Annotated in this window: 19 protein-coding genes; 18 read left to right on the forward strand and 1 reads right to left on the reverse strand. The window is 64.7% G+C overall.

Going from position 1 to position 17725, the window contains the following annotated elements; genetic code table 11:
• The first annotated feature begins 160 nt into the window (after positions 1-160).
• Positions 161-1369, forward strand: a complete 1209-nt coding sequence (gene hemW, locus RhoFasB10_RS23040) for a radical SAM family heme chaperone HemW (protein ID WP_167678803.1) — start codon at positions 161-163, stop codon at positions 1367-1369.
• A gap of 4 nt (positions 1370-1373) precedes the next feature.
• Here hemW and RhoFasB10_RS23045 read toward each other — a convergent pair whose 3' ends face one another.
• Complete coding sequence (locus RhoFasB10_RS23045) at positions 1374-1679, reverse strand: type II toxin-antitoxin system VapB family antitoxin (protein WP_068378754.1); 306 nt, start codon at positions 1677-1679, stop codon at positions 1374-1376.
• Positions 1680-1798: 119 nt separating this feature from the next.
• Between RhoFasB10_RS23045 and hrcA the strand changes: the two genes are divergently transcribed.
• The 17 genes from hrcA (at position 1799) to RhoFasB10_RS23130 (ending at position 17699) form a co-directional block, all read left to right on the forward strand.
• A complete protein-coding gene (gene hrcA / locus RhoFasB10_RS23050) occupies positions 1799-2842 on the forward strand; it encodes a heat-inducible transcriptional repressor HrcA (protein ID WP_068420403.1) in 1044 nt (347 codons plus the stop codon).
• A gap of 74 nt (positions 2843-2916) precedes the next feature.
• Complete coding sequence (dnaJ, locus tag RhoFasB10_RS23055) at positions 2917-4071, forward strand: molecular chaperone DnaJ (protein WP_068420404.1); 1155 nt, start codon at positions 2917-2919, stop codon at positions 4069-4071.
• Between the two features lie 2 nt (positions 4072-4073).
• On the forward strand, positions 4074-4850 hold the full coding sequence (locus tag RhoFasB10_RS23060) for a 16S rRNA (uracil(1498)-N(3))-methyltransferase (RefSeq protein ID WP_068420410.1): 777 nt from the start codon (positions 4074-4076) through the stop codon (positions 4848-4850).
• Positions 4847-5605, forward strand: a complete 759-nt coding sequence (locus RhoFasB10_RS23065) for an alpha/beta hydrolase (RefSeq protein WP_167678805.1) — start codon at positions 4847-4849, stop codon at positions 5603-5605. The genes RhoFasB10_RS23060 and RhoFasB10_RS23065 overlap by 4 nt, the downstream gene beginning before the upstream one ends.
• A gap of 135 nt (positions 5606-5740) precedes the next feature.
• A complete protein-coding gene (locus RhoFasB10_RS23070) occupies positions 5741-6742 on the forward strand; it encodes a PhoH family protein (RefSeq protein ID WP_240931419.1) in 1002 nt (333 codons plus the stop codon).
• 41 nt (positions 6743-6783) lie between these two features.
• The gene (ybeY, locus tag RhoFasB10_RS23075) at positions 6784-7326 is read left to right on the forward strand and encodes an rRNA maturation RNase YbeY (RefSeq protein ID WP_068420416.1); all 543 of its coding nucleotides are present in this window, start codon (positions 6784-6786) and stop codon (positions 7324-7326) included.
• Entirely contained in the window at positions 7323-8645 is a 1323-nt protein-coding gene (locus RhoFasB10_RS23080; protein WP_068420418.1) for a hemolysin family protein, read from the forward strand. Before ybeY ends, RhoFasB10_RS23080 begins: the two co-directional genes overlap by 4 nt.
• Entirely contained in the window at positions 8638-9552 is a 915-nt protein-coding gene (gene era / locus RhoFasB10_RS23085; protein WP_068420902.1) for a GTPase Era, read from the forward strand. The genes RhoFasB10_RS23080 and era overlap by 8 nt, the downstream gene beginning before the upstream one ends.
• A 219-nt stretch (positions 9553-9771) precedes the next feature.
• Positions 9772-10464, forward strand: coding sequence for a response regulator transcription factor (locus RhoFasB10_RS23090; protein WP_240931418.1), 693 nt, complete (start codon positions 9772-9774; stop codon positions 10462-10464).
• Positions 10465-10744: 280 nt separating this feature from the next.
• On the forward strand, positions 10745-12349 hold the full coding sequence (locus RhoFasB10_RS23095; protein ID WP_068420420.1) for an ABC transporter substrate-binding protein: 1605 nt from the start codon (positions 10745-10747) through the stop codon (positions 12347-12349).
• Complete coding sequence (locus RhoFasB10_RS23100; RefSeq protein WP_068420421.1) at positions 12346-13305, forward strand: ABC transporter permease; 960 nt, start codon at positions 12346-12348, stop codon at positions 13303-13305. Before RhoFasB10_RS23095 ends, RhoFasB10_RS23100 begins: the two co-directional genes overlap by 4 nt.
• Positions 13302-14225: an ABC transporter permease gene (locus RhoFasB10_RS23105; protein ID WP_114332109.1), complete on the forward strand. Its 924-nt coding sequence runs from the start codon at positions 13302-13304 to the stop codon at positions 14223-14225. Before RhoFasB10_RS23100 ends, RhoFasB10_RS23105 begins: the two co-directional genes overlap by 4 nt.
• The gene (locus tag RhoFasB10_RS23110; RefSeq protein WP_068420424.1) at positions 14222-15100 is read left to right on the forward strand and encodes an ABC transporter ATP-binding protein; all 879 of its coding nucleotides are present in this window, start codon (positions 14222-14224) and stop codon (positions 15098-15100) included. The genes RhoFasB10_RS23105 and RhoFasB10_RS23110 overlap by 4 nt, the downstream gene beginning before the upstream one ends.
• 1 nt (position 15101) lies before the next feature.
• On the forward strand, positions 15102-15914 hold the full coding sequence (locus RhoFasB10_RS23115) for an ATP-binding cassette domain-containing protein (protein ID WP_068420426.1): 813 nt from the start codon (positions 15102-15104) through the stop codon (positions 15912-15914).
• Positions 15911-16093 (forward strand): hypothetical protein, encoded by a 183-nt coding sequence (locus RhoFasB10_RS23120; RefSeq protein ID WP_068420428.1) that lies wholly within the window; start codon positions 15911-15913, stop codon positions 16091-16093. Before RhoFasB10_RS23115 ends, RhoFasB10_RS23120 begins: the two co-directional genes overlap by 4 nt.
• The gene (locus tag RhoFasB10_RS23125; protein ID WP_068420429.1) at positions 16090-17505 is read left to right on the forward strand and encodes an amidase; all 1416 of its coding nucleotides are present in this window, start codon (positions 16090-16092) and stop codon (positions 17503-17505) included. Before RhoFasB10_RS23120 ends, RhoFasB10_RS23125 begins: the two co-directional genes overlap by 4 nt.
• Positions 17502-17699 carry a hypothetical protein gene (locus RhoFasB10_RS23130; RefSeq protein ID WP_068420430.1) on the forward strand — a complete coding sequence of 66 codons (198 nt, stop codon included), beginning with the start codon at positions 17502-17504 and terminating at the stop codon, positions 17697-17699. The genes RhoFasB10_RS23125 and RhoFasB10_RS23130 overlap by 4 nt, the downstream gene beginning before the upstream one ends.
• Positions 17700-17725: the final 26 nt, after the last annotated feature.

The raw sequence follows: 17725 nt of genomic DNA on the forward strand, positions 1-17725 counted from the left end.
AGTCGGATCCCGGTGTCAGTCACGGCGACCATTGTGCCACGTCATTCGGCCAGGTCCGACCATGGACGCCTATTTACCCGAAATTCACGGTAAATAGGCTGGCAGAGACGTTGCCCTCACGCCGGAAAGTGTGCCGCACTCGGTCTGGAACACTGGACGGGTGAACATCGTCGCCGCTCCACCCGTGCCCTTCGAGCTGCCCGACGCGGCATTCGACGGCGTCGGGCAACGGCCGTTCGGTGTGTACGTCCATGTTCCGTTCTGTGCGACGCGGTGCGGCTACTGCGATTTCAACACCTACACCGCCGGGGAACTCGGAACTTCCGCGTCACCGCAGTCCTGGCGCGAGGCGATGCGTCGGGAGTTGGAGGCGGCTGCGTCGCTGCTCGCCGATCGCGCGGGCGTCGTGCCGACGGCCGACACCGTGTTCGTCGGAGGCGGGACGCCGTCGCTGCTCGGAGGCGACGGCTTGACCGACGTTCTGAATGCCGTCCGCGCCAGTTTCGGTCTGACCCCGGGGGCCGAGGTGACGACGGAATCGAACCCGGAGTCGACGTCACCCGAGTTCTTCGACGCGCTCCTGTCGGCAGGGTTCACGCGTGTCTCGCTCGGAATGCAGTCCGCGGCACCGCACGTCCTTCGGGTTCTCGATCGCACGCACACCCCGGGCCGGGCAGTGGCCGCCGCGAGGGAAGCGAAGGCGGCCGGCTTCGGCCACGTCAACCTCGATCTCATCTACGGCACGCCGGGGGAGCGTCCCGAGGATCTCGACAGCTCGCTCGACGCGGTGCTGACGGCAGGCGTCGACCACGTCTCGGCCTACGCGCTCATCGTCGAGGACGGCACGGCCATGGCACGCAAGGTGCGTCGCGGGGAGCTGCCGATGCCCGACGACGACGTCCTCGCCGCCCGCTACGAACGGATCGACTCCGTTCTGTCCGGTGCGGGGCTGAGCTGGTACGAGGTGTCCAACTGGGCGAGCGACGCCGACGCGGAGTGCAAGCACAACGTCGGCTACTGGGACGGCGGAGACTGGTGGGGTGCCGGGCCGGGTGCGCACAGCCACGTCGGCGGTACGCGGTTCTGGAACGTCAAACACCCTGCGCGGTACGCGGATCAGCTGGCGTCGGGCGCGTTCCCGGTGGCAGGCAGCGAATTGTTGACGCGCGAGGATCGGCATCTCGAAGAACTGATGCTGAAGATCAGGCTCAGGACGGGCCTTCCGGCCGACGTGCTCGACGCGGACGAGCGTCACGCGGCGGACCAGGTCGTCGCCGATGGGTTGATGACGTTCGCCGATGGGCGATTCGTACTCACCGATCGCGGCCGACTGCTCGCCGACGCCGTCGTACGCAGCATCGCTGCGTGAGGGCTCAGGCTCCCAACAGGTCGTAGTCGAAGACGCGGGCGTGCAGGACGGTTCGGTTGCGTAGCGCGGCGCGCACGGCCCGGTGCAAGCCGTCTTCCAGGTACACGACGCCTCGGTAGTGCACGGCGTGTGGGAACAGGTCGCCGTAGAACGTGGAGTCCTCGGACAGCAGACGATCGAGTTCGAGCACCTTCGTGGTCGTGACGATCTCGTCGAGTCTGAGCTGGCGCGGCGGGATCTTCGACCAGTCACGCAGCGACAACCCGTGCTCCGGGTAGGGCTTGCCGTCGCGAACGCCTTTGAAGATCATTCGGTATCCGTCGTCGTCGAATGGGGCACCCGACCACAGTAAGGCCTTGCCGTCACCGACGGCGGTAGGGCCACTAGACTCGAACTCCGACGTGAACAGTGGAATGGAGGTGGGCACCGATGTCGAGCACCGAAGACAGACGGTTCGAGGTTCTACGCGCGATCGTCGCCGACTATGTCTCCACCCAGGAACCCGTCGGCTCGCGGGCTCTCGTCGAGCGACACAACCTCGGGGTGTCCAGTGCGACAGTGCGCAACGACATGGCTGTTCTGGAGGCCGAGGGGTACATCGCGCAGCCGCACACCAGTTCGGGGCGTGTCCCGACGGACAAGGGGTACCGGCAGTTCGTCGACCGCATCGCCGACGTCAAGCCGCTGTCGACGTCCGAGCGTCGCGCGATCCTCGAATTTCTCGAGAACGGCGTCGATCTCGACGACGTCCTGCGCCGCGGTGTGAGGTTGCTCGCGCAGCTGACCCGACAGGTGGCCGTCGTGCAGTATCCGACGCTGTCGGTGTCGTCGGTGCGGCACCTCGAAGTGGTCGCGTTGACGCCTGCACGCCTTCTTCTGGTTCTGATCACCGACTCCGGTCGCGTCGACCAACGCATCGTCGAGTTGGGCGACGTCATCGACGACGAGAATCTCTCCCAGCTGCGCAACCTGCTCGGTGGCGCGCTCGAAGGCAAGCGCCTCGCGGCCGCGTCGGCCGCGGTCGCGGAACTCGCCGAGAATTCGCCGCCCGCGTTGCGCGACGCCATGATTCGGTCGGCGACGGTATTGATCGAATCGCTCGTCGAACATCCCGAGGAGCGTCTGGTTCTCGGCGGCACCGCCAATCTGACGCGCAACGCCGCCGATTTCGCCGGGGACGCGGGATTCCCCGGTTCGCTGCGCGCGGTGCTCGAAGCGCTCGAGGAGCAGGTGGTCGTCCTGAAGCTGCTGGCCGTGACGCAGGACACGCGCACGGTGACCGTGCGTATCGGGGAGGAGACGCAGGTCGAGGAGATGCGCGGTACCTCGGTGATTTCCACCGGATACGGTTCGGCTGGCATGGTGCTCGGGGGCATGGGCGTGCTCGGACCCACACGAATGGACTATCCAGGAACTATTGCATCGGTTGCAGCCGTTGCGAGATACATCGGAGAGGTTCTCGCGGAACGCTGAGGGCCGTCATCCACTCATGACGCGTCGACGACGTCGGCGCACACGGAAATTCGACGAGGACGAAAGAGACATACGTGGCACGGGACTATTACGGGACGCTCGGGGTCGGCCAGAAGGCGACCGATCAGGAGATCAAGCGCGCGTATCGCAAGCTCGCGCGCGAACTTCACCCCGATGTCAATCCGGACGAGGCCGCGCAGGCTCGCTTCAAGGAGATCTCGACGGCGTACGAGGTGCTGTCCGACCCGGAGAAGCGCCGGATCGTCGATCTCGGCGGAGATCCGCTGCAGCAGGGCGGCGGCGGAGGCGGCGGCTTCGGCGGCGCGGGCTTCGGCGGTGGACTCGGCGACGTGTTCGAGGCGTTCTTCGGCGGCGGTGGCGGGGGAGCCGGCCGTGGTCCGCGCGGACGCGTCCAGCCAGGAGCCGACTCGCTGCTGCGCACCAAGTTGACACTCGACGAGTGCGCGACCGGCGTCACCAAGCACATCACCGTCGACACGGCGATCCTGTGCGACCTGTGCACCGGCTCGGGCACCAACGGCGACTCGAAGCCCGTTCGGTGTGAGACATGTGGCGGCGCGGGTGAGGTCCAGTCGGTGCAGCGTTCGTTCCTCGGTCAGGTCATGACGTCGCGTCCGTGCCCCACCTGCCGCGGTGCGGGCGAGACCATTCCCGACCCCTGCCGCAAGTGCGCAGGCGACGGTCGGGTTCGTTCGCGACGCGACATCACCGTGAAGGTTCCCGTCGGCGTCAGCAACGGCATGCGTATCCGTCTGGCCTCGCAGGGTGAGGTCGGCCCGGGTGGTGGCCCGGCAGGTGACCTGTACGTCGAGATCGTCGAGCAGCAGCACGAGGTGTTCGTCCGCGACGGCGACGACCTGCACTGCACCATTCGCGTCCCCATGGTCGACGCGGCCCTCGGCACCAAGGTGTCGGTCGACGCGATTCTCGACGGCCCGACGGACATCGTCGTCGATCAGGGCACACAGCCCGGTTCGATCGCGGTCCTGCGCGGACACGGTATGCCCAAGCTGCGTTCCGGCGTCCGAGGCGACCTGCACGCTCACCTCGAGGTCGTCGTGCCGTCGAAGCTCGACAACAAGCAGACGCAGTTGCTCGAAGACCTGCGCGCGCTCCGCGACCGTGACGCGGCCGAGGTGGTCACCACCGGCTCACAGCACAGCGGCGGGTTGTTCTCCCGGCTGCGGGAAGCGTTCAGCGGTCGCTGACGATGGCGGCGACGGTCTTCTACCTCGATCCTCTGCCCGACGTCGGCGGTACGGCCGTGCTCGACGGCAAGGAAGGGCGTCACGCCGCCACGGTGCGTCGCATTCGGGTCGGTGAGCGCATTCTGCTGTCCGACGGTCACGGCCGCATCGCCGAGACCGTCGTCACGGCCGCCGAACGCGACCGCCTCGAGATGGCCGTCGAAACCCGGTCCGACGTTCCCCGCCCGACGCCGTCGGTCGGGGTGGTCCAGGCGCTGCCCAAGGCCGACCGTTCCGAATTGGCCGTCGAACTCGCGACCGAGGCGGGGATCGACAGCATCGTGCCGTGGCAATCGTCACGATGCGTCGCCAAGTGGGAGGGGGCGAAGGCCGACAAGGGCGTCGCCCGGTGGCAGGCCGTCGCGACCGCTGCGGCGAAGCAGTCGCGTCGTCCGTTCGTCCCGGAAGTTGCACCGCTGCACACCAATTCGGCAGTCGTCGCCTTGGCCCGCGGCGTCGTCGAGCGCGGGGGAATCGTCGCGGTGCTGCACGAGGCTGCGTCCGTTCCCTTCTCGTCGCTGTCGTTCCGCGAGGTGCCCGAAGTTCTGCTCGTCGTCGGTCCCGAAGGTGGTCTCACCGATTCCGAGGTCGCTGCGCTGACCGATGTCGGTGCGACCCCGGTCATGTTGGGGCCCACCGTGTTACGGACGTCGACCGCTGCAGCGGTCGCGCTCGGCGCGCTCGGAGTCATGACGAATCGCTGGGCGCAGACGCCGCTCGACTTCCAGGCCACTCGGTGATCCGGCAGACCATCGCCTACGGCGACCATCCCGAACAGTTCGGTCATCTCTACCTCCCGGAAACCCCTGTGACCGTTCCGGTTCCGGTGGTCATGGTGGTTCACGGCGGGTTCTGGCACGGCCGCTACGCGCTGAACCTCGGCACGCAGTACGCCGTCGAATTGTCGCGAGCCGGGTTCGCCGCCTGGAACATCGAGTACCGGCGCGTCGGTGCGGGCGGGTCGTGGCCGGAGGTCAGCCGAGACGTCGTCGACGCACTGCAGGCCGTGGGCGACGTCGTGCAGGAGCGCTCGTCGATCCCACTCGACACCGGCGATGTTCGGCTTCTCGGTCACTCCGCGGGCGGTCACCTCGCGGCATGGCTGGCGAGTCGACGAGAGTTGCCGATCAGGCCGGCGCGGGTCGTCGCGCAGGCAGGGGTGCTCGACTTCGTCGTCGGGCCTGCGGCAGGTGACATCAACCCTGCGGTGCGGGAACTGCTCGGGACGAGCTTCGAGAACGACCCCGATCTGTACCGTTCGGCATCTCCGTTGTGCCTGCTGCCGACCGGCGTTCCGGTGCACTGCATTCATGGCTCGCGCGACGTGCAGGTGCCGGTGTCGCAGAGCGAACGCTACGTGTCCGCGGCCCTCGACGCCGGCGACGACGCGAGTTTGTCGGTGGTCGACGGGGAGGACCACTTCGACTTCCTGAGGCCGGGATCGACGTGCTGGACCGAGTCCATGGCGGCCTCGACCGCGCCCGCCGCCGGGTAATTGGAATGCGAGCCCCGCTGCGCGCGTTAAACTCGTGGGCAGTTCGAGCCCCGTCCGCGACACCCGAAAGCAGGCCATACACACCACGTGAGTGAACACAGCGATCTTCCCGCCGAACGTCTGGTTCGGTCCAGCATGGAACTGGCGCCCGAGGCAGTGCTTCCGCTTCTCGGCGCATCGGACGAGAACCTCAGGACCCTCGAGCAGCTGCTGTCCGCCGACGTGCATGTCCGAGGTAACACGGTCACCCTGAGCGGCAAGGTAGCCGACGTCGCGCTGGCGGAACGTGCCATCACCGAGCTCGCTGCCGTCGTCAAGCGGGCGCAGCCGCTGACCCCCGACGCCGTCCGGCGCACGGTCGGGATGCTCACCGACGGAGTCTCCGAGTCGCCTGCAGAGGTGCTCAGCCTCGACATTCTCTCGCGTCGCGGCAAGACCATCAGGCCCAAGACACTCAACCAGAAGCGGTACGTCGACGCGATCGACGCCAACACCATCGTGTTCGGTGTCGGACCCGCCGGTACGGGCAAGACGTACCTGGCGATGGCCAAGGCCGTGCAGGCGTTGCAGGCCAAGCAGGTCAGCCGCATCATCCTGACGCGTCCCGCCGTCGAGGCCGGTGAGCGGCTAGGATTCCTGCCCGGCACGCTGCACGACAAGATCGATCCGTACCTGCGCCCGCTGCACGATGCGCTCCACGACATGATGGACGTCGAGGCCATTCCGAAGTTGATGCAGGCGGGAGTCATCGAGGTCGCGCCGCTCGCGTACATGCGTGGACGCACCCTCAACGACGCGTTCATCATCCTCGACGAGGCGCAGAACACCACGGCCGAGCAGATGAAGATGTTCCTCACCCGTCTCGGTTTCGGTTCGAAGATCGTCGTGACCGGTGACATCACCCAGGTCGATCTGCCCGGTGGCGCGAGGTCGGGCCTGCGTGCCGCGACCGAAATCCTCGGCAGTGTCGACGACATTCACTTCGCGCAGCTCACCAGCAGCGACGTGGTCCGGCATCGCCTGGTGTCGGAAATCGTCGACGCGTACGAGCGGTTCGAGTCGTCGAGCAACAGCGATCTCGGGGTGGGCAACCGTGCGCAGCGACGCTCCGGCGGTGCGCGCTCGGCACGCCGGTAAGGTCTGCTGGTCACATTGTCGAGAAAGAGTAGAGAGCAGTAATGAGCATCGAGGTGTCCAACGAGTCGGGGATGGACGTCTCCGAAGCGGAGCTCGTGAGCGTCGCCAGGTTCGCCATCGCGAGCATGGACGTGCACCCTGCAGCGGAACTGTCGATGGTTCTCGTCGACTCGGCAACGATGGCCGATCTCCACATGCGGTGGATGGACCTCCCCGGTCCGACGGACGTCATGTCGTTCCCGATGGACGAATTGGAGCCGGGTGGCCGTCCCGACGCGCCCGAACCAGGCCCGTCGATGCTCGGTGACATCGTGCTGTGCCCGTCGTTCGCGGCGGACCAGGCGGCAGCAGCAGGGCATCCCCTCGAACACGAGTTGGCGTTGTTGACCGTCCACGGCGTGTTGCACCTGCTGGGCTACGACCACGCCGAACCGGACGAGGAAAAAGAGATGTTCGGCCTGCAGAACCGCATTCTCGAGGAGTGGTACGAGGATCTGCGCCGTGCCGAGGAGAGAGAATTGCAGGCAGCGCGCGATCGTCGACTGCTCGGCAAGACTGGCTTCGCCCGGGGCGACAACCTGTGATCAGTGCGCCGGTTCTCATCGTCGCTGCAGTGATTCTGGTTCCGGTCGCGGGATTGTTCGCGGCAGTCGACTCGGCCCTCAACACCGTCTCGCGCGCACGTGTCGAGGACATGGCCAAGGACGAACGTCCGGGAGCCGTCGGACTGCTGACGGTCGTCGCCGATCGGCCGCGGTACGTCAATCTGACTGTGCTGATGCGCATTCTGTGCGAGATCGGCGCGACGGTCCTGCTGGCGGGCGGCTTGATCGAGCTTCTCGACGAGACCCTCGCGCTCGTTGTCACCGCCGTCGTGATGGTCCTCGTCAGCTACGTCGTCGTCGGTGTCGGTCCCAGAACGCTCGGTCGTCAGCACGCGTATTCGATCGCGTTGTCCGCCGCGCTCCCGTTGCGTGGGCTCGGATGGATACTCGGACCCATCAGCCGTCTGCTCATTCTGATCGGTAACGCCATCACCCCCGGCCGTGGTTTCCGCAACGGCCCGTTCGCATCCGAGATCGAACTGCGCGAACTCGTCGACATGGCGCGTGAGCGCGGCGTCGTCGCGGACGGTGAGCGAAAGATGATCCAGTCGGTGTTCGAGCTGGGCGACACGTCGGCGCGTGAGGTGATGGTGCCGCGTCCGGAAATGGTGTGGATCGAATCAGGCAAGTCCGCGGGCCAGGCGACGTCGCTCGCCGTGCGCAGCGGTCACTCGCGAATCCCGGTGATCGGCGAGAACGTCGACGACATCGTCGGCGTCGTCTACCTCAAAGACCTTGTGCAGCAGACGTATTACTCCACCGACGGCGGACGTGGAGTCAAGGTCGATCAGGTCATGCGTCCTGCGGTGTTCGTACCCGATTCGAAGGCGCTCGACAGCCTGTTGGCGGACATGCAGCGTTCACGCAATCACATGGCTGTGCTCGTCGACGAGTACGGCGGCACAGCCGGATTGGTGACCATCGAGGATGTTCTCGAAGAGATCGTCGGTGAGATCGCCGACGAGTACGACGCCGACGAGGTCGCACCGATCGACGATCTGGGCGACGGCAGCTTCCGTGTCTCTGCGCGAGTTCCGCTCGAGGACGTCGGCGAATTGTTCGGCCTGGACATCGAATCCGAGGACGTCGACACCGTCGGCGGGCTGCTGGGCTACGAGCTCGGCCGCGTGCCGTTGCCCGGATCGCGCGTCGAGTCGCACGGGTTGATTCTCGTCGGCGAGGGCGGTGCGGATCAGAAGGGGCGAGTTCGGGTGACTACTGTTCTCGTCGAGAAAGCGCAGTCCTCGGAGCCGTCCGGGAACGACGACGACCACGACACCGAGGATGCCGATGCCTGAATCGAACGACCGAAACTTCCATTCCGGCTTCATCTGCTTCGTCGGACGACCGAACACCGGGAAGTCCACGCTGACCAATGCGTTGGTCGGCACGAAGATCGCCATCACGTCGTCGCGGCCGCAGACCACGCGTCACACGATCCGCGGCATCGTGCATCGCGAGCACGCGCAGTTGATCCTCGTGGACACTCCCGGATTGCACCGTCCCCGAACGCTTCTCGGGCAACGGCTCAACGACCTGGTGCAGGACACGTACTCCGAGGTCGACATCATCGGACTGTGCATCCCCGCCGACGAGAAGATCGGCCCCGGTGACCGCTGGATCCTCGAGCAGGTGCGTCACATCGCGCCCAAGACCACGTTGATCGGCATCGTCACCAAGATCGACAAGGTCAAGAAAGAGCGCGTCGTCCAGCAGTTGATGGCGCTGTCGAACCTCCTCGGCGAGAACAGCCACGTCATCCCGGTGTCCGCCGCGTCGGGTGAGCAGGTCGAGAAGTTGGTCGATCTGTTCGCGGCCGAGCTGCCCGAGGGCCCCGCGTTCTACCCCGACGGCGAGCTGACCGACGAGCCCGAAGAGATCTTGATGGCCGAACTCATCCGTGAGGCCGCACTCGAAGGCGTGCGCGACGAATTGCCGCACTCTCTCGCCGTCGTCATCGAGGAAGTCAACCCTCGCGAGGGGCACGACAACATGCTCGACGTGCACGCCATCCTCTACGTCGAGCGCCCCAGCCAGAAGGCCATCATCATCGGCAAGGGTGGATCGAGGCTCAAGGAAGTCGGAACTGCCTCCAGACTTCAGATCGAGAAGCTTCTCGGCACGAGGATCTACCTCGATTTGCACGTCAAGATCGCCAAGGACTGGCAGACGGACCCCAAGCAGATGGGAAGGCTTGGTTTCTGAGTCTCGCCCCACGGTTCACGCAAACGCATATGCATTTGCGTGAACTGGGTGCCCTTCCCACGCAAACGCATGTGCATTTGTGCGGGTTCGGCGATCCAACAGTTGAAACGGTGAGTTAACACCACTGAAAGCGTTCTGCTGTTTACTCGGATCGACTGCCCGTCGATCCGAAGGACGCACATTATGCCCGATCACGACATCGCGTCCATTGTTGCTGCCATGTCCTCGTCAGCGGCGCCGCGACGTATGCACGGCGCAATCGATTACCTTCGGTACGAAGGCCGTTGCGACAGTTTCCTTCTCGCATACCGAGACCAGTCGACCGAACGGTTCGTGACCGTCGAACAGCGCGGATACGGAGACGACGTAGCGCAGTTCCTCACCGGCGACATCGATACGCTGCCGGAGTTCGAGAAACAGTTCAGCCACCTGGACGAGGTCTTCGACTGGACCGAGGTCCCGGGCTTCGGGACATCTGAGACGGCGGTGACGGTGTTGCGCCCCGGCGGGTTCGCCAACGGCGTCCTCATGCTCCTGCACGACGACGCCGGTTCGATCATCGGAATGTGTCACGGAAACGTAGAGCGGGAGCAGTTTCCCGATCCCGCGAAGGCTATCCTCGAGCGAATGCGGCCCGCATTCACCAGGTACGCGAGTGATCTGCGCGCGAAGTCGCGCTTCCGGCTCACCGCACGCGAGACGGAGATCTTGTCGCTCGTGCGTCAGGGACTGTCCAACGCCGAGATAGGGGAGACTTTGGTGCTGTCCCCACGCACGGTCACGACCCACGTCGAGAAAATTCTGCGCAAACTCGGTGTACCCAACCGCGTCATGGCTGCGGTCTACGCCACCGAACTCGGCCTCGGTGACGACCGACGTACCGTCGATTCGATGGCGCTTGCGGCGCCGTAGCGTACTTTCTCACACACTTCCAACACGGCCGTTACACGGCGGAAACATCGGGCTTTGTCATGCCCGATAGATTCATATGCTCTGTGACGCACGGCATTTCGAAGAGTGAAGAGATACGCATTTCGACGTATTCCTTCCGGCTTCTCGGTTCCTTACGGTTGCACTATCCCGCTCGGTTCGACGGTGCACCGTTCGGCAAAACGGAGGCGTATCGCTCTCCTTCAGACCCGTAGATCGAAGGAACAACTTCCATGAACATCGCTCTTGACGGGTTGAACGAATGAAGCCCGGTCGTACACTGGCAGGCCTCGCTGTCGCCGCTGTGCTGACGATGTCGTCCCTCACTGCGTGCAGTACTGCCGACGCCGTCGTCACCGACAACACGTTCGTCATCGCCATCGAATCCGAAGCGGACGTCCTCGATCCGCAAGTCGCGGGCGGTTGGGTGACGTGGCGTATCAATCAGCAGATCTTCGAACCTCTCGTCACCGAGGACTTGCGGACTCCGTCCAGCGAAGCGCCCGTGCCCGCGCTGGAACCCGGTCTGGCCGAATCGTGGGACATCTCGCCCGACGGGCTGACTTATACGTTCCATATTCGGCAGGGCGTGAAGTTCCACGACGGGACGCCGCTGGACGCCGCAGCCGTGGAGTACAACTTCCGCCGCATGTGGGACAAAGAGGCTCCGCAGTACTCGGCCAAGGCGGCTGGCCAGACGAACTTCATCTGGCAGAACACCGAATCGATCCAGGCGACAGACGAATTCACGCTGGTCGTGAAGCAGAGCACTCCGTTCTCACCATTCCTTCGTATGCTGGCACAGGGCGGCAACGGGTCCACTGCGATCATGAGCCCGACGGCCATCGAGACGTACGGCGCGGACATCGCCGATCACCCCGTCGGCACCGGCCCGTTCGTGTTCGACGAGCGTATCCGCGGTGAGCGGATCAGCCTGAAGCGCAACGACGATTACTGGGGCACCGAGCCGTCCATCCAGGGTGTCGTATTCCGCCCCCTTCCCGACGCGTCGGCCCGCGTCGCCGCACTGCGCAGCGGTGACGTCGACATGATCGCCGTGCCGAGTCCGGACAGCGTCGACAACCTCGTCGACGAGGGTTACCAGTTGTCCGAGGGCACTCCGCCTCACGTCTGGTACCTCTCGTTCAACATGCAGGACCCGAACATGGCCATCAAGGAGGTTCGCCAGGCGATCAACCTCGCGATCAATCGCGACGGAATGGCCACGGACCTGCTGCGTGGCACGGTGAATCCGGCCTACGGAGTGCAGGCACCCGCCAACGGTGCCTACGTCGAACGCACGGACGCCTACACCCGTGACATCGACAAGGCAAAGGAGCTTCTCGCGTCCGTCGGACTACAGGATGGTTTTTCGACCACGTTGATCACGTCGGTCGACGGCTCCGGCCAGATCATCCCGACGCAGATGGCCGAATACCTCCAGCAGAACCTCGCCGAGATCGGCATCACGATGAACATCGAGACGCAGGAATGGATCTCGTACCTCGGTACCTGGGCGCAGGGAATGAAGCCCGGGACCGGAATGGCGCAGATGTCCTGGGGAATGACGACGCCGTACTGGCTGTACATCGTCACATCGTCGAAGCTGCAGGCGCCGAACGGCGTCAACGTCGGCTATTACTCGAGTCCGGAGTTGGATGCGGTGATGGACAAGGCGATTCAGGCCACCGACGAGAACGTCGCGAACGACTTCTGGCGGCAGGCGAACGACATCGTCACCGAGGACGCGGCACTGGCGCCGGTCGTCAACGACAAAGCTCCTTACGTTCTCGCGCCGTACGTCTCGGGATTCGTCTCGGCCAGCGAGGAGTGGTACGACCTGAAAGAAGTGAGGCTCGAGCAATGACCGGAACTCTGCGTTCACGACTACTGTCCACCGTCGCTGTACTTCTCGGCGTCAGTCTTATCGTCTTCCTGCTCCTTCAGTTGGTCCCGGGTGACCCTGCTTTGACCATTCTGGGTTCGGGCGCGACACAGGAATCCGTCGCGGCAGTCCGGAGCGAGCTGGGGCTCGATCGCTCCCTGCCCGTTCAGTACCTCGACTACATGGGCGGCCTGCTCCAAGGCGATCTCGGACGGTCGCTAACGGTCAGCAAGCCCGTCACCGAGATCATGATGCCGCGGTTCTGGAACACGATCATCTTGACCGTCGCTGCTCTCGCGTTGTGCATCGTCATCGGTGTTCCGCTCGGAATTGCTGCGGCCCGCAAGCAGAACGGCGTGTTCGACCGCATCGCGATGTTCGTGTCGCTGGCCGGTGCCAGCGTCCCGGTGTATTGGTTCGGGCTTGTCCTGATCGGTTTCTTCTCGATCAACCTCGGAATCTTTCCGACGTCGGGCATGTACAACAGCCGGCACCCGGGTGGCTTCGTCGACATGCTGACGCACCTCGCCCTTCCGGCGCTCGCGGCGGCACTCGTGCCCCTTGCCGTGATCGCTCGCATGACGCGAAGCGTCATGGTCGACGTCCTGCAGCAGGACTACATCCGTACCCTGCGCGCGTCGGGCCTGTCCGAGCAGTCGATACTGTGGCGGCACGGACTCCGAAACGCGTTGCCGCCCATCGTGAACGTGATAGGCCTGCAGGTCGGCTACCTGCTCGGTGGCGTGGTGTTCGTCGAGGTGGTCTTCGGATGGCCTGGCCTCGGTCAGCAGCTCTACACCTCGATCACCCAACGCGACATTCCCGTCGTGCAAGCGGGTGTGCTGTTCATCGCACTCGCATTCGTCGTGGTCAACCTCATCGCCGACATTGCCGTCGGACTCCTCGATCCGCGTACCAGAAAGACGGTGAACGCATGAACGCCGCAGTCGACATCGATATTCGTACGACCACTGCCGCGGCGCAGGGAGCAGCTGCTCCCGAAGCCTCTACGTCGCAGTGGAGATTGGGGCTCCGCACGTTCTGTCGTGACAAGGTGGCACTGGTCTCGGCGATCTTTCTGATCCTGGTGGCACTCGCCGCGATTTTCGCGCCGATGCTGACGTCGTACAGTCCGATCGCGGGCGATCCGGTGAACAGATTGGCCGGCATCGGAACCGACGGGCACATCCTCGGTCTCGACGGCCAAGGTCGAGACATTCTCGCACGCCTACTCTACGGCGGTAGGAATTCGCTTCTCGTGGCAGTGATTCCGGTGCTCGTCGTGTTCCCGCTGGCACTGCTGATCGGACTGTTCGCAGGCTACAAGCGCAGCCGTGCGGGCGAGGTCCTCATGCGGGTACTGGACGTGCTGTTCGCGTTCCCGCTGGTGCTTCTCGCCATCGCGCTGTCTGCTGTTCTCGGTGCGGGGCTGGGCAACGTGATGCTGTCGATCGGCGTGACGTTGGTGCCGTACATGGCCCGCGTCGCCTACACCGCGACCGTGCAGGAAGCGAGCAAGGAATACATCGAAGCCGCTCGGGCGTACGGAGCCAACCCCGGGCACCTGATGTTCCGCGAACTCGCACCGAACGTCGTCGCGCAGCTGATCGTGTACGCAACGACGTTGTGCGGCCTGATGATCGTCGTCGCGGCCGGATTGAGCTTCCTCGGTGTCGGTGTCGTGCCTCCGACGCCGGACTGGGGCATCATGACCTCCGACGGCTCGAGCGTTCTGCTCGAAGGCATCTATCACATCGCCACCATCCCCGGCCTTGTCATTCTTTTCGTCGCTCTCGCGTTCAACCTCGTCGGCGACGGAATCCGTGACGCTCTCGACCCCAGGAAGCAGACACGATGACCAACCAGCCTTTGTTGGACGTGCAGAATCTGCGCGTCGACTTTCACACCGACGGCGGCGTCGTACATGCCGTCAAGAACGTGTCGATCACGGTGCAGCCGGGCGAGATTCGCGGCCTGGTCGGCGAATCAGGTTCCGGTAAGAGCGTCACGTCGCTCAGCGTCCTCGGATTGCTGGGGACCGACCGCGCCCGCATCGAGGGCGGAAGGATCATGTTCCGCGGAGAGAATCTGCTGGAGAAGTCCGACAAGGACATGCGCGGAATCCGCGGTAGTCACATAGGACTCGTGTCACAGAATGCCTTGAGCGCGCTCGATCCGTCGTTCACGATCGGCTCGCAGCTGATCGAGGTCATCCGGCTGCACCAGAAGGTCGACAAGGAGACCGCACGCAAGAAGGCGCTCGAATCCCTCGAATTGGTCGCGCTGCCAGATCCGGTACGGCGCATGAAGGCTTACCCGCACGAGCTCAGTGGTGGTCAGCGTCAGCGCGTCGTCATCGCGATCGCGTTGGCGTGCAGGCCGGAACTTCTGCTCGCGGACGAGCCGACGACGGCTCTGGACGCCACCGTGCAGAAGCAGATTCTCGACTTGCTGCTCGACATCAATCGTGAACTGGGAACGGCGGTTCTGATCGTCACCCACGACTTCGGCGTCGTCGCCCACCTGTGCTCTCAGGTAACGGTCATGCGTCACGGCGAGGTCATGGAATCCGGTGCGACCTCCGACGTACTGGAACGTCCGCAGCACCCGTACACGCAGGGGTTGATGAACGCAGTACCGAAACTGCATCTGGACGAGTCGGCGCGTGCGATACCGCGCCGCAACCGCCGGCTCTTCGAATTCAAGCAACTCGCCACCGCCGGAGGTAATTGAGATGATCGAACCAGACTTTGCCGACCCCCTGATTGCCGTGCGCGACCTGCGCAAGGTGTACAAGGTTCGCGGTGACAAGAAGGCCGCCACTGAATTCGTCGCCGTCGACTCGATCAGTTTCGACATTGCCAAGGGCGAAACCTACGGCCTGATCGGGGAATCCGGGTCGGGTAAGACCACTACGGGCCGCATGGTCCTCGCTCTCGAGAAGGCCACATCGGGTTCGGTTCATTTCGAGGGCAACGACATCACCACGATGTCCGAGCTCGACATGCGTCGTTACCGCAAGCGCATGCAGATCGTGTTCCAGGATTCCGGGTCGGCATTCAACCCGCGTCGCAGCGTCGGCGCGCAGATCGGATTCGCGCTCGAACGATTCCGCATGGCGGACAAGGGAGAGATTCGCAGCCGCGTCCTCGACATGCTCAGCCGCGTCGGCATGGAAGCGGCGCACTACGACCGCTACATCCACGAATTCTCCGGCGGTCAGCGTCAGCGCCTGGGCATCGCGCGGGCGCTGATCACCGACCCCGACTTCCTCGTACTCGACGAACCCACCGCAGCCCTCGACGTCTCGGTGCAGGCGCAGATCCTGAACCTTCTCAAAGACCTTCAACAGGAACGAGATCTGACGATGCTTCTGATCACCCACAACCTCGCGCTGGTCGAGCACATGTGCGACCACGCAGGTGTCCTCGACCACGGAACGCTCGTCGAATCGGGGCCCGTCGACGATCTGCTGACCACACCCGAGACTGCCATCACACGCGCTCTCGTCGACGCGGTCCTCGAACCCGCGGCGGTGGCATCGTGAGCGAATACAGTTGGGCAGCAGAATATCTGCGCTCTCACGGAATTCCAGACGCAATCGTCGGCGACGTCGACCAGGCGGCTGGGTCATCGCTGGCATCGGCGAAGCGACTGGCTGCGGCCGTCGCACCCAGCGATCCACTGCCGCTGATTCTCGACACGACCGCAGGAGGCCCGCGATGATCGAACCCACACAGGCGACCGCGCTGGCCATCAATCGCGGCGTCGAATCGGGCGAGCTCGACCCCGTCGACGTCGTGGACGCATACTTGGACCGGATCGCGGCCGTCGACCCAGCTCTCGAATCGTTCGTCCTCGTCGCTGCCGAAGAAGCACGAGCCGATGCGCTGCTGCAGCGTGAAGCCGTGCGGTCCGGCATCCCAGGTGGGCCGCTGCGCGGAGTTCCGTTCGCGGTCAAAGACCTGTACGACACCGTCGGGCATCCCACCCGATCCGGATCGCTCGCGTCGTCGGATGCACCGGCGGCAGCCGACGCGGCAACGGTGACGGCACTGCGGGACGCTGGTGCAATCTTGATCGGCAAGACCACGACGCACGAGTACGCGTACGGCGTCACGACGCCACCGACGAAGAACCCGTGGGGGTTCGATCGTGTCCCCGGTGGGTCGAGCGGTGGTTCGGGTGCGGCGGTCGGTGCTCGGTTAACGCCCATCGCGATGGGAACCGACACCGGTGGTTCCATCCGCATCCCGGCTGCACTGTGCGGGGTCACGGGCATGAAGGCGACGTACGGCCGAGTCAGCAAACGCGGTGTGACCGTACTCAGTTGGACGCTCGACCATGCCGGACCGTTGACGACCACCGTCGCCGACGCGGCCGCCGCTCTCGGTGTGCTCGCGGGTCACGACCCGCAGGATCCGTACAGTGCGCAGATCGCGGTACCGAATTTCACCGCGATGCTGGACCGCGGAGTCGACGGCCTGCGTCTCGGAGTCAGCGAGCAGTACTTCTGCGATCGCCTGGAGCCCGGCGTGGCGTCGGCGTTCGAGGACGCCGTTCGCGAACTGGAACGGGCGGGCGCGACCATCGTGCCGGTGACGTTCCCCGGCGTCGAATTGTCGCCGGACATTGTCGGAGTCGTCGCCAGCGTCGAAGCGGCGTCGTTCCATCAGCACCGCGCGAACGAACGCCCGGATCTGTTCGGCCCCGACGTCGTCGACGCGCTCCGCGCCGGTCACCTTCACACGGGAGTTGCATACGTGGACGCGCAGCGCGCCCGATCCGTCGTCACGGCCGGCATGCACAGCGTTTTCGCCGGCGTCGACGCGTTGCTGTCGCCGACGATCGCCGGTACCGCACCCGTTCTTGGCTCCGTCCGATCGCCGTTGGGCGACAACGACATCGACGTGCTCAACGCACTCAACGCACTGACAGTCCCCGCCAACGTCACCGGGATGCCCGCGCTGTCGGTGCCGTGCGGATTCGACGGAGGGCTGCCGGTGGGCTTGCAAATCATGACACCACCATTCCAGGAAGCACTTGCCTTCGCCGTCGGGCAGGCATTCGAAGCCCGGACCGACTTCGCCGCGGCAGTACCCTCCGCGGCATCCGTCAAGACAGGAGAATTACTATGACAGACAACGATTTCCAGCCGTCGAAAGAGCAGCTCGCGACGGTGTTCGAGTACGCCGGATTACCGGTGAGTGCCCAGCGTCTCGACTCCGAATTCGACACCTACAGCTCCACTCTCGCGCTCATCCGCAAAGCCAGCATCCGCGGCATCGGCGAAACCGTCCCCGCCGCAGCATTCAACGCGTCCTGGGAATAGGCACACATAGCATCGGAAAGGCACGC

Source organism: Rhodococcus sp. B10, assembly GCF_011770055.1.
Lineage (GTDB): Bacteria > Actinomycetota > Actinomycetes > Mycobacteriales > Mycobacteriaceae > Rhodococcoides > Rhodococcoides kyotonensis_B.

Excerpts from the sequence above, each read along its gene's own strand:
- RhoFasB10_RS23045 (WP_068378754.1), bottom strand. The coding sequence starts at position 1,679 with ATGATCTTCAAAGGCGTTCGCGACGGCAAGCCCTACCCGGAGCACGGG.
- hrcA (WP_068420403.1), top strand. The coding sequence starts at position 1,799 with ATGTCGAGCACCGAAGACAGACGGTTCGAGGTTCTACGCGCGATCGTC.
- RhoFasB10_RS23060 (WP_068420410.1), top strand. The coding sequence starts at position 4,074 with ATGGCGGCGACGGTCTTCTACCTCGATCCTCTGCCCGACGTCGGCGGT.
- RhoFasB10_RS23070 (WP_240931419.1), top strand. The coding sequence starts at position 5,741 with ATGGAACTGGCGCCCGAGGCAGTGCTTCCGCTTCTCGGCGCATCGGAC.
- ybeY (WP_068420416.1), top strand. The coding sequence starts at position 6,784 with ATGAGCATCGAGGTGTCCAACGAGTCGGGGATGGACGTCTCCGAAGCG.
- era (WP_068420902.1), top strand. The coding sequence starts at position 8,638 with ATGCCTGAATCGAACGACCGAAACTTCCATTCCGGCTTCATCTGCTTC.
- RhoFasB10_RS23090 (WP_240931418.1), top strand. The coding sequence starts at position 9,772 with ATGTCCTCGTCAGCGGCGCCGCGACGTATGCACGGCGCAATCGATTAC.
- RhoFasB10_RS23095 (WP_068420420.1), top strand. The coding sequence starts at position 10,745 with ATGAAGCCCGGTCGTACACTGGCAGGCCTCGCTGTCGCCGCTGTGCTG.
- RhoFasB10_RS23100 (WP_068420421.1), top strand. The coding sequence starts at position 12,346 with ATGACCGGAACTCTGCGTTCACGACTACTGTCCACCGTCGCTGTACTT.
- RhoFasB10_RS23105 (WP_114332109.1), top strand. The coding sequence starts at position 13,302 with ATGAACGCCGCAGTCGACATCGATATTCGTACGACCACTGCCGCGGCG.
- RhoFasB10_RS23110 (WP_068420424.1), top strand. The coding sequence starts at position 14,222 with ATGACCAACCAGCCTTTGTTGGACGTGCAGAATCTGCGCGTCGACTTT.
- RhoFasB10_RS23115 (WP_068420426.1), top strand. The coding sequence starts at position 15,102 with ATGATCGAACCAGACTTTGCCGACCCCCTGATTGCCGTGCGCGACCTG.
- RhoFasB10_RS23125 (WP_068420429.1), top strand. The coding sequence starts at position 16,090 with ATGATCGAACCCACACAGGCGACCGCGCTGGCCATCAATCGCGGCGTC.
- RhoFasB10_RS23130 (WP_068420430.1), top strand. The coding sequence starts at position 17,502 with ATGACAGACAACGATTTCCAGCCGTCGAAAGAGCAGCTCGCGACGGTG.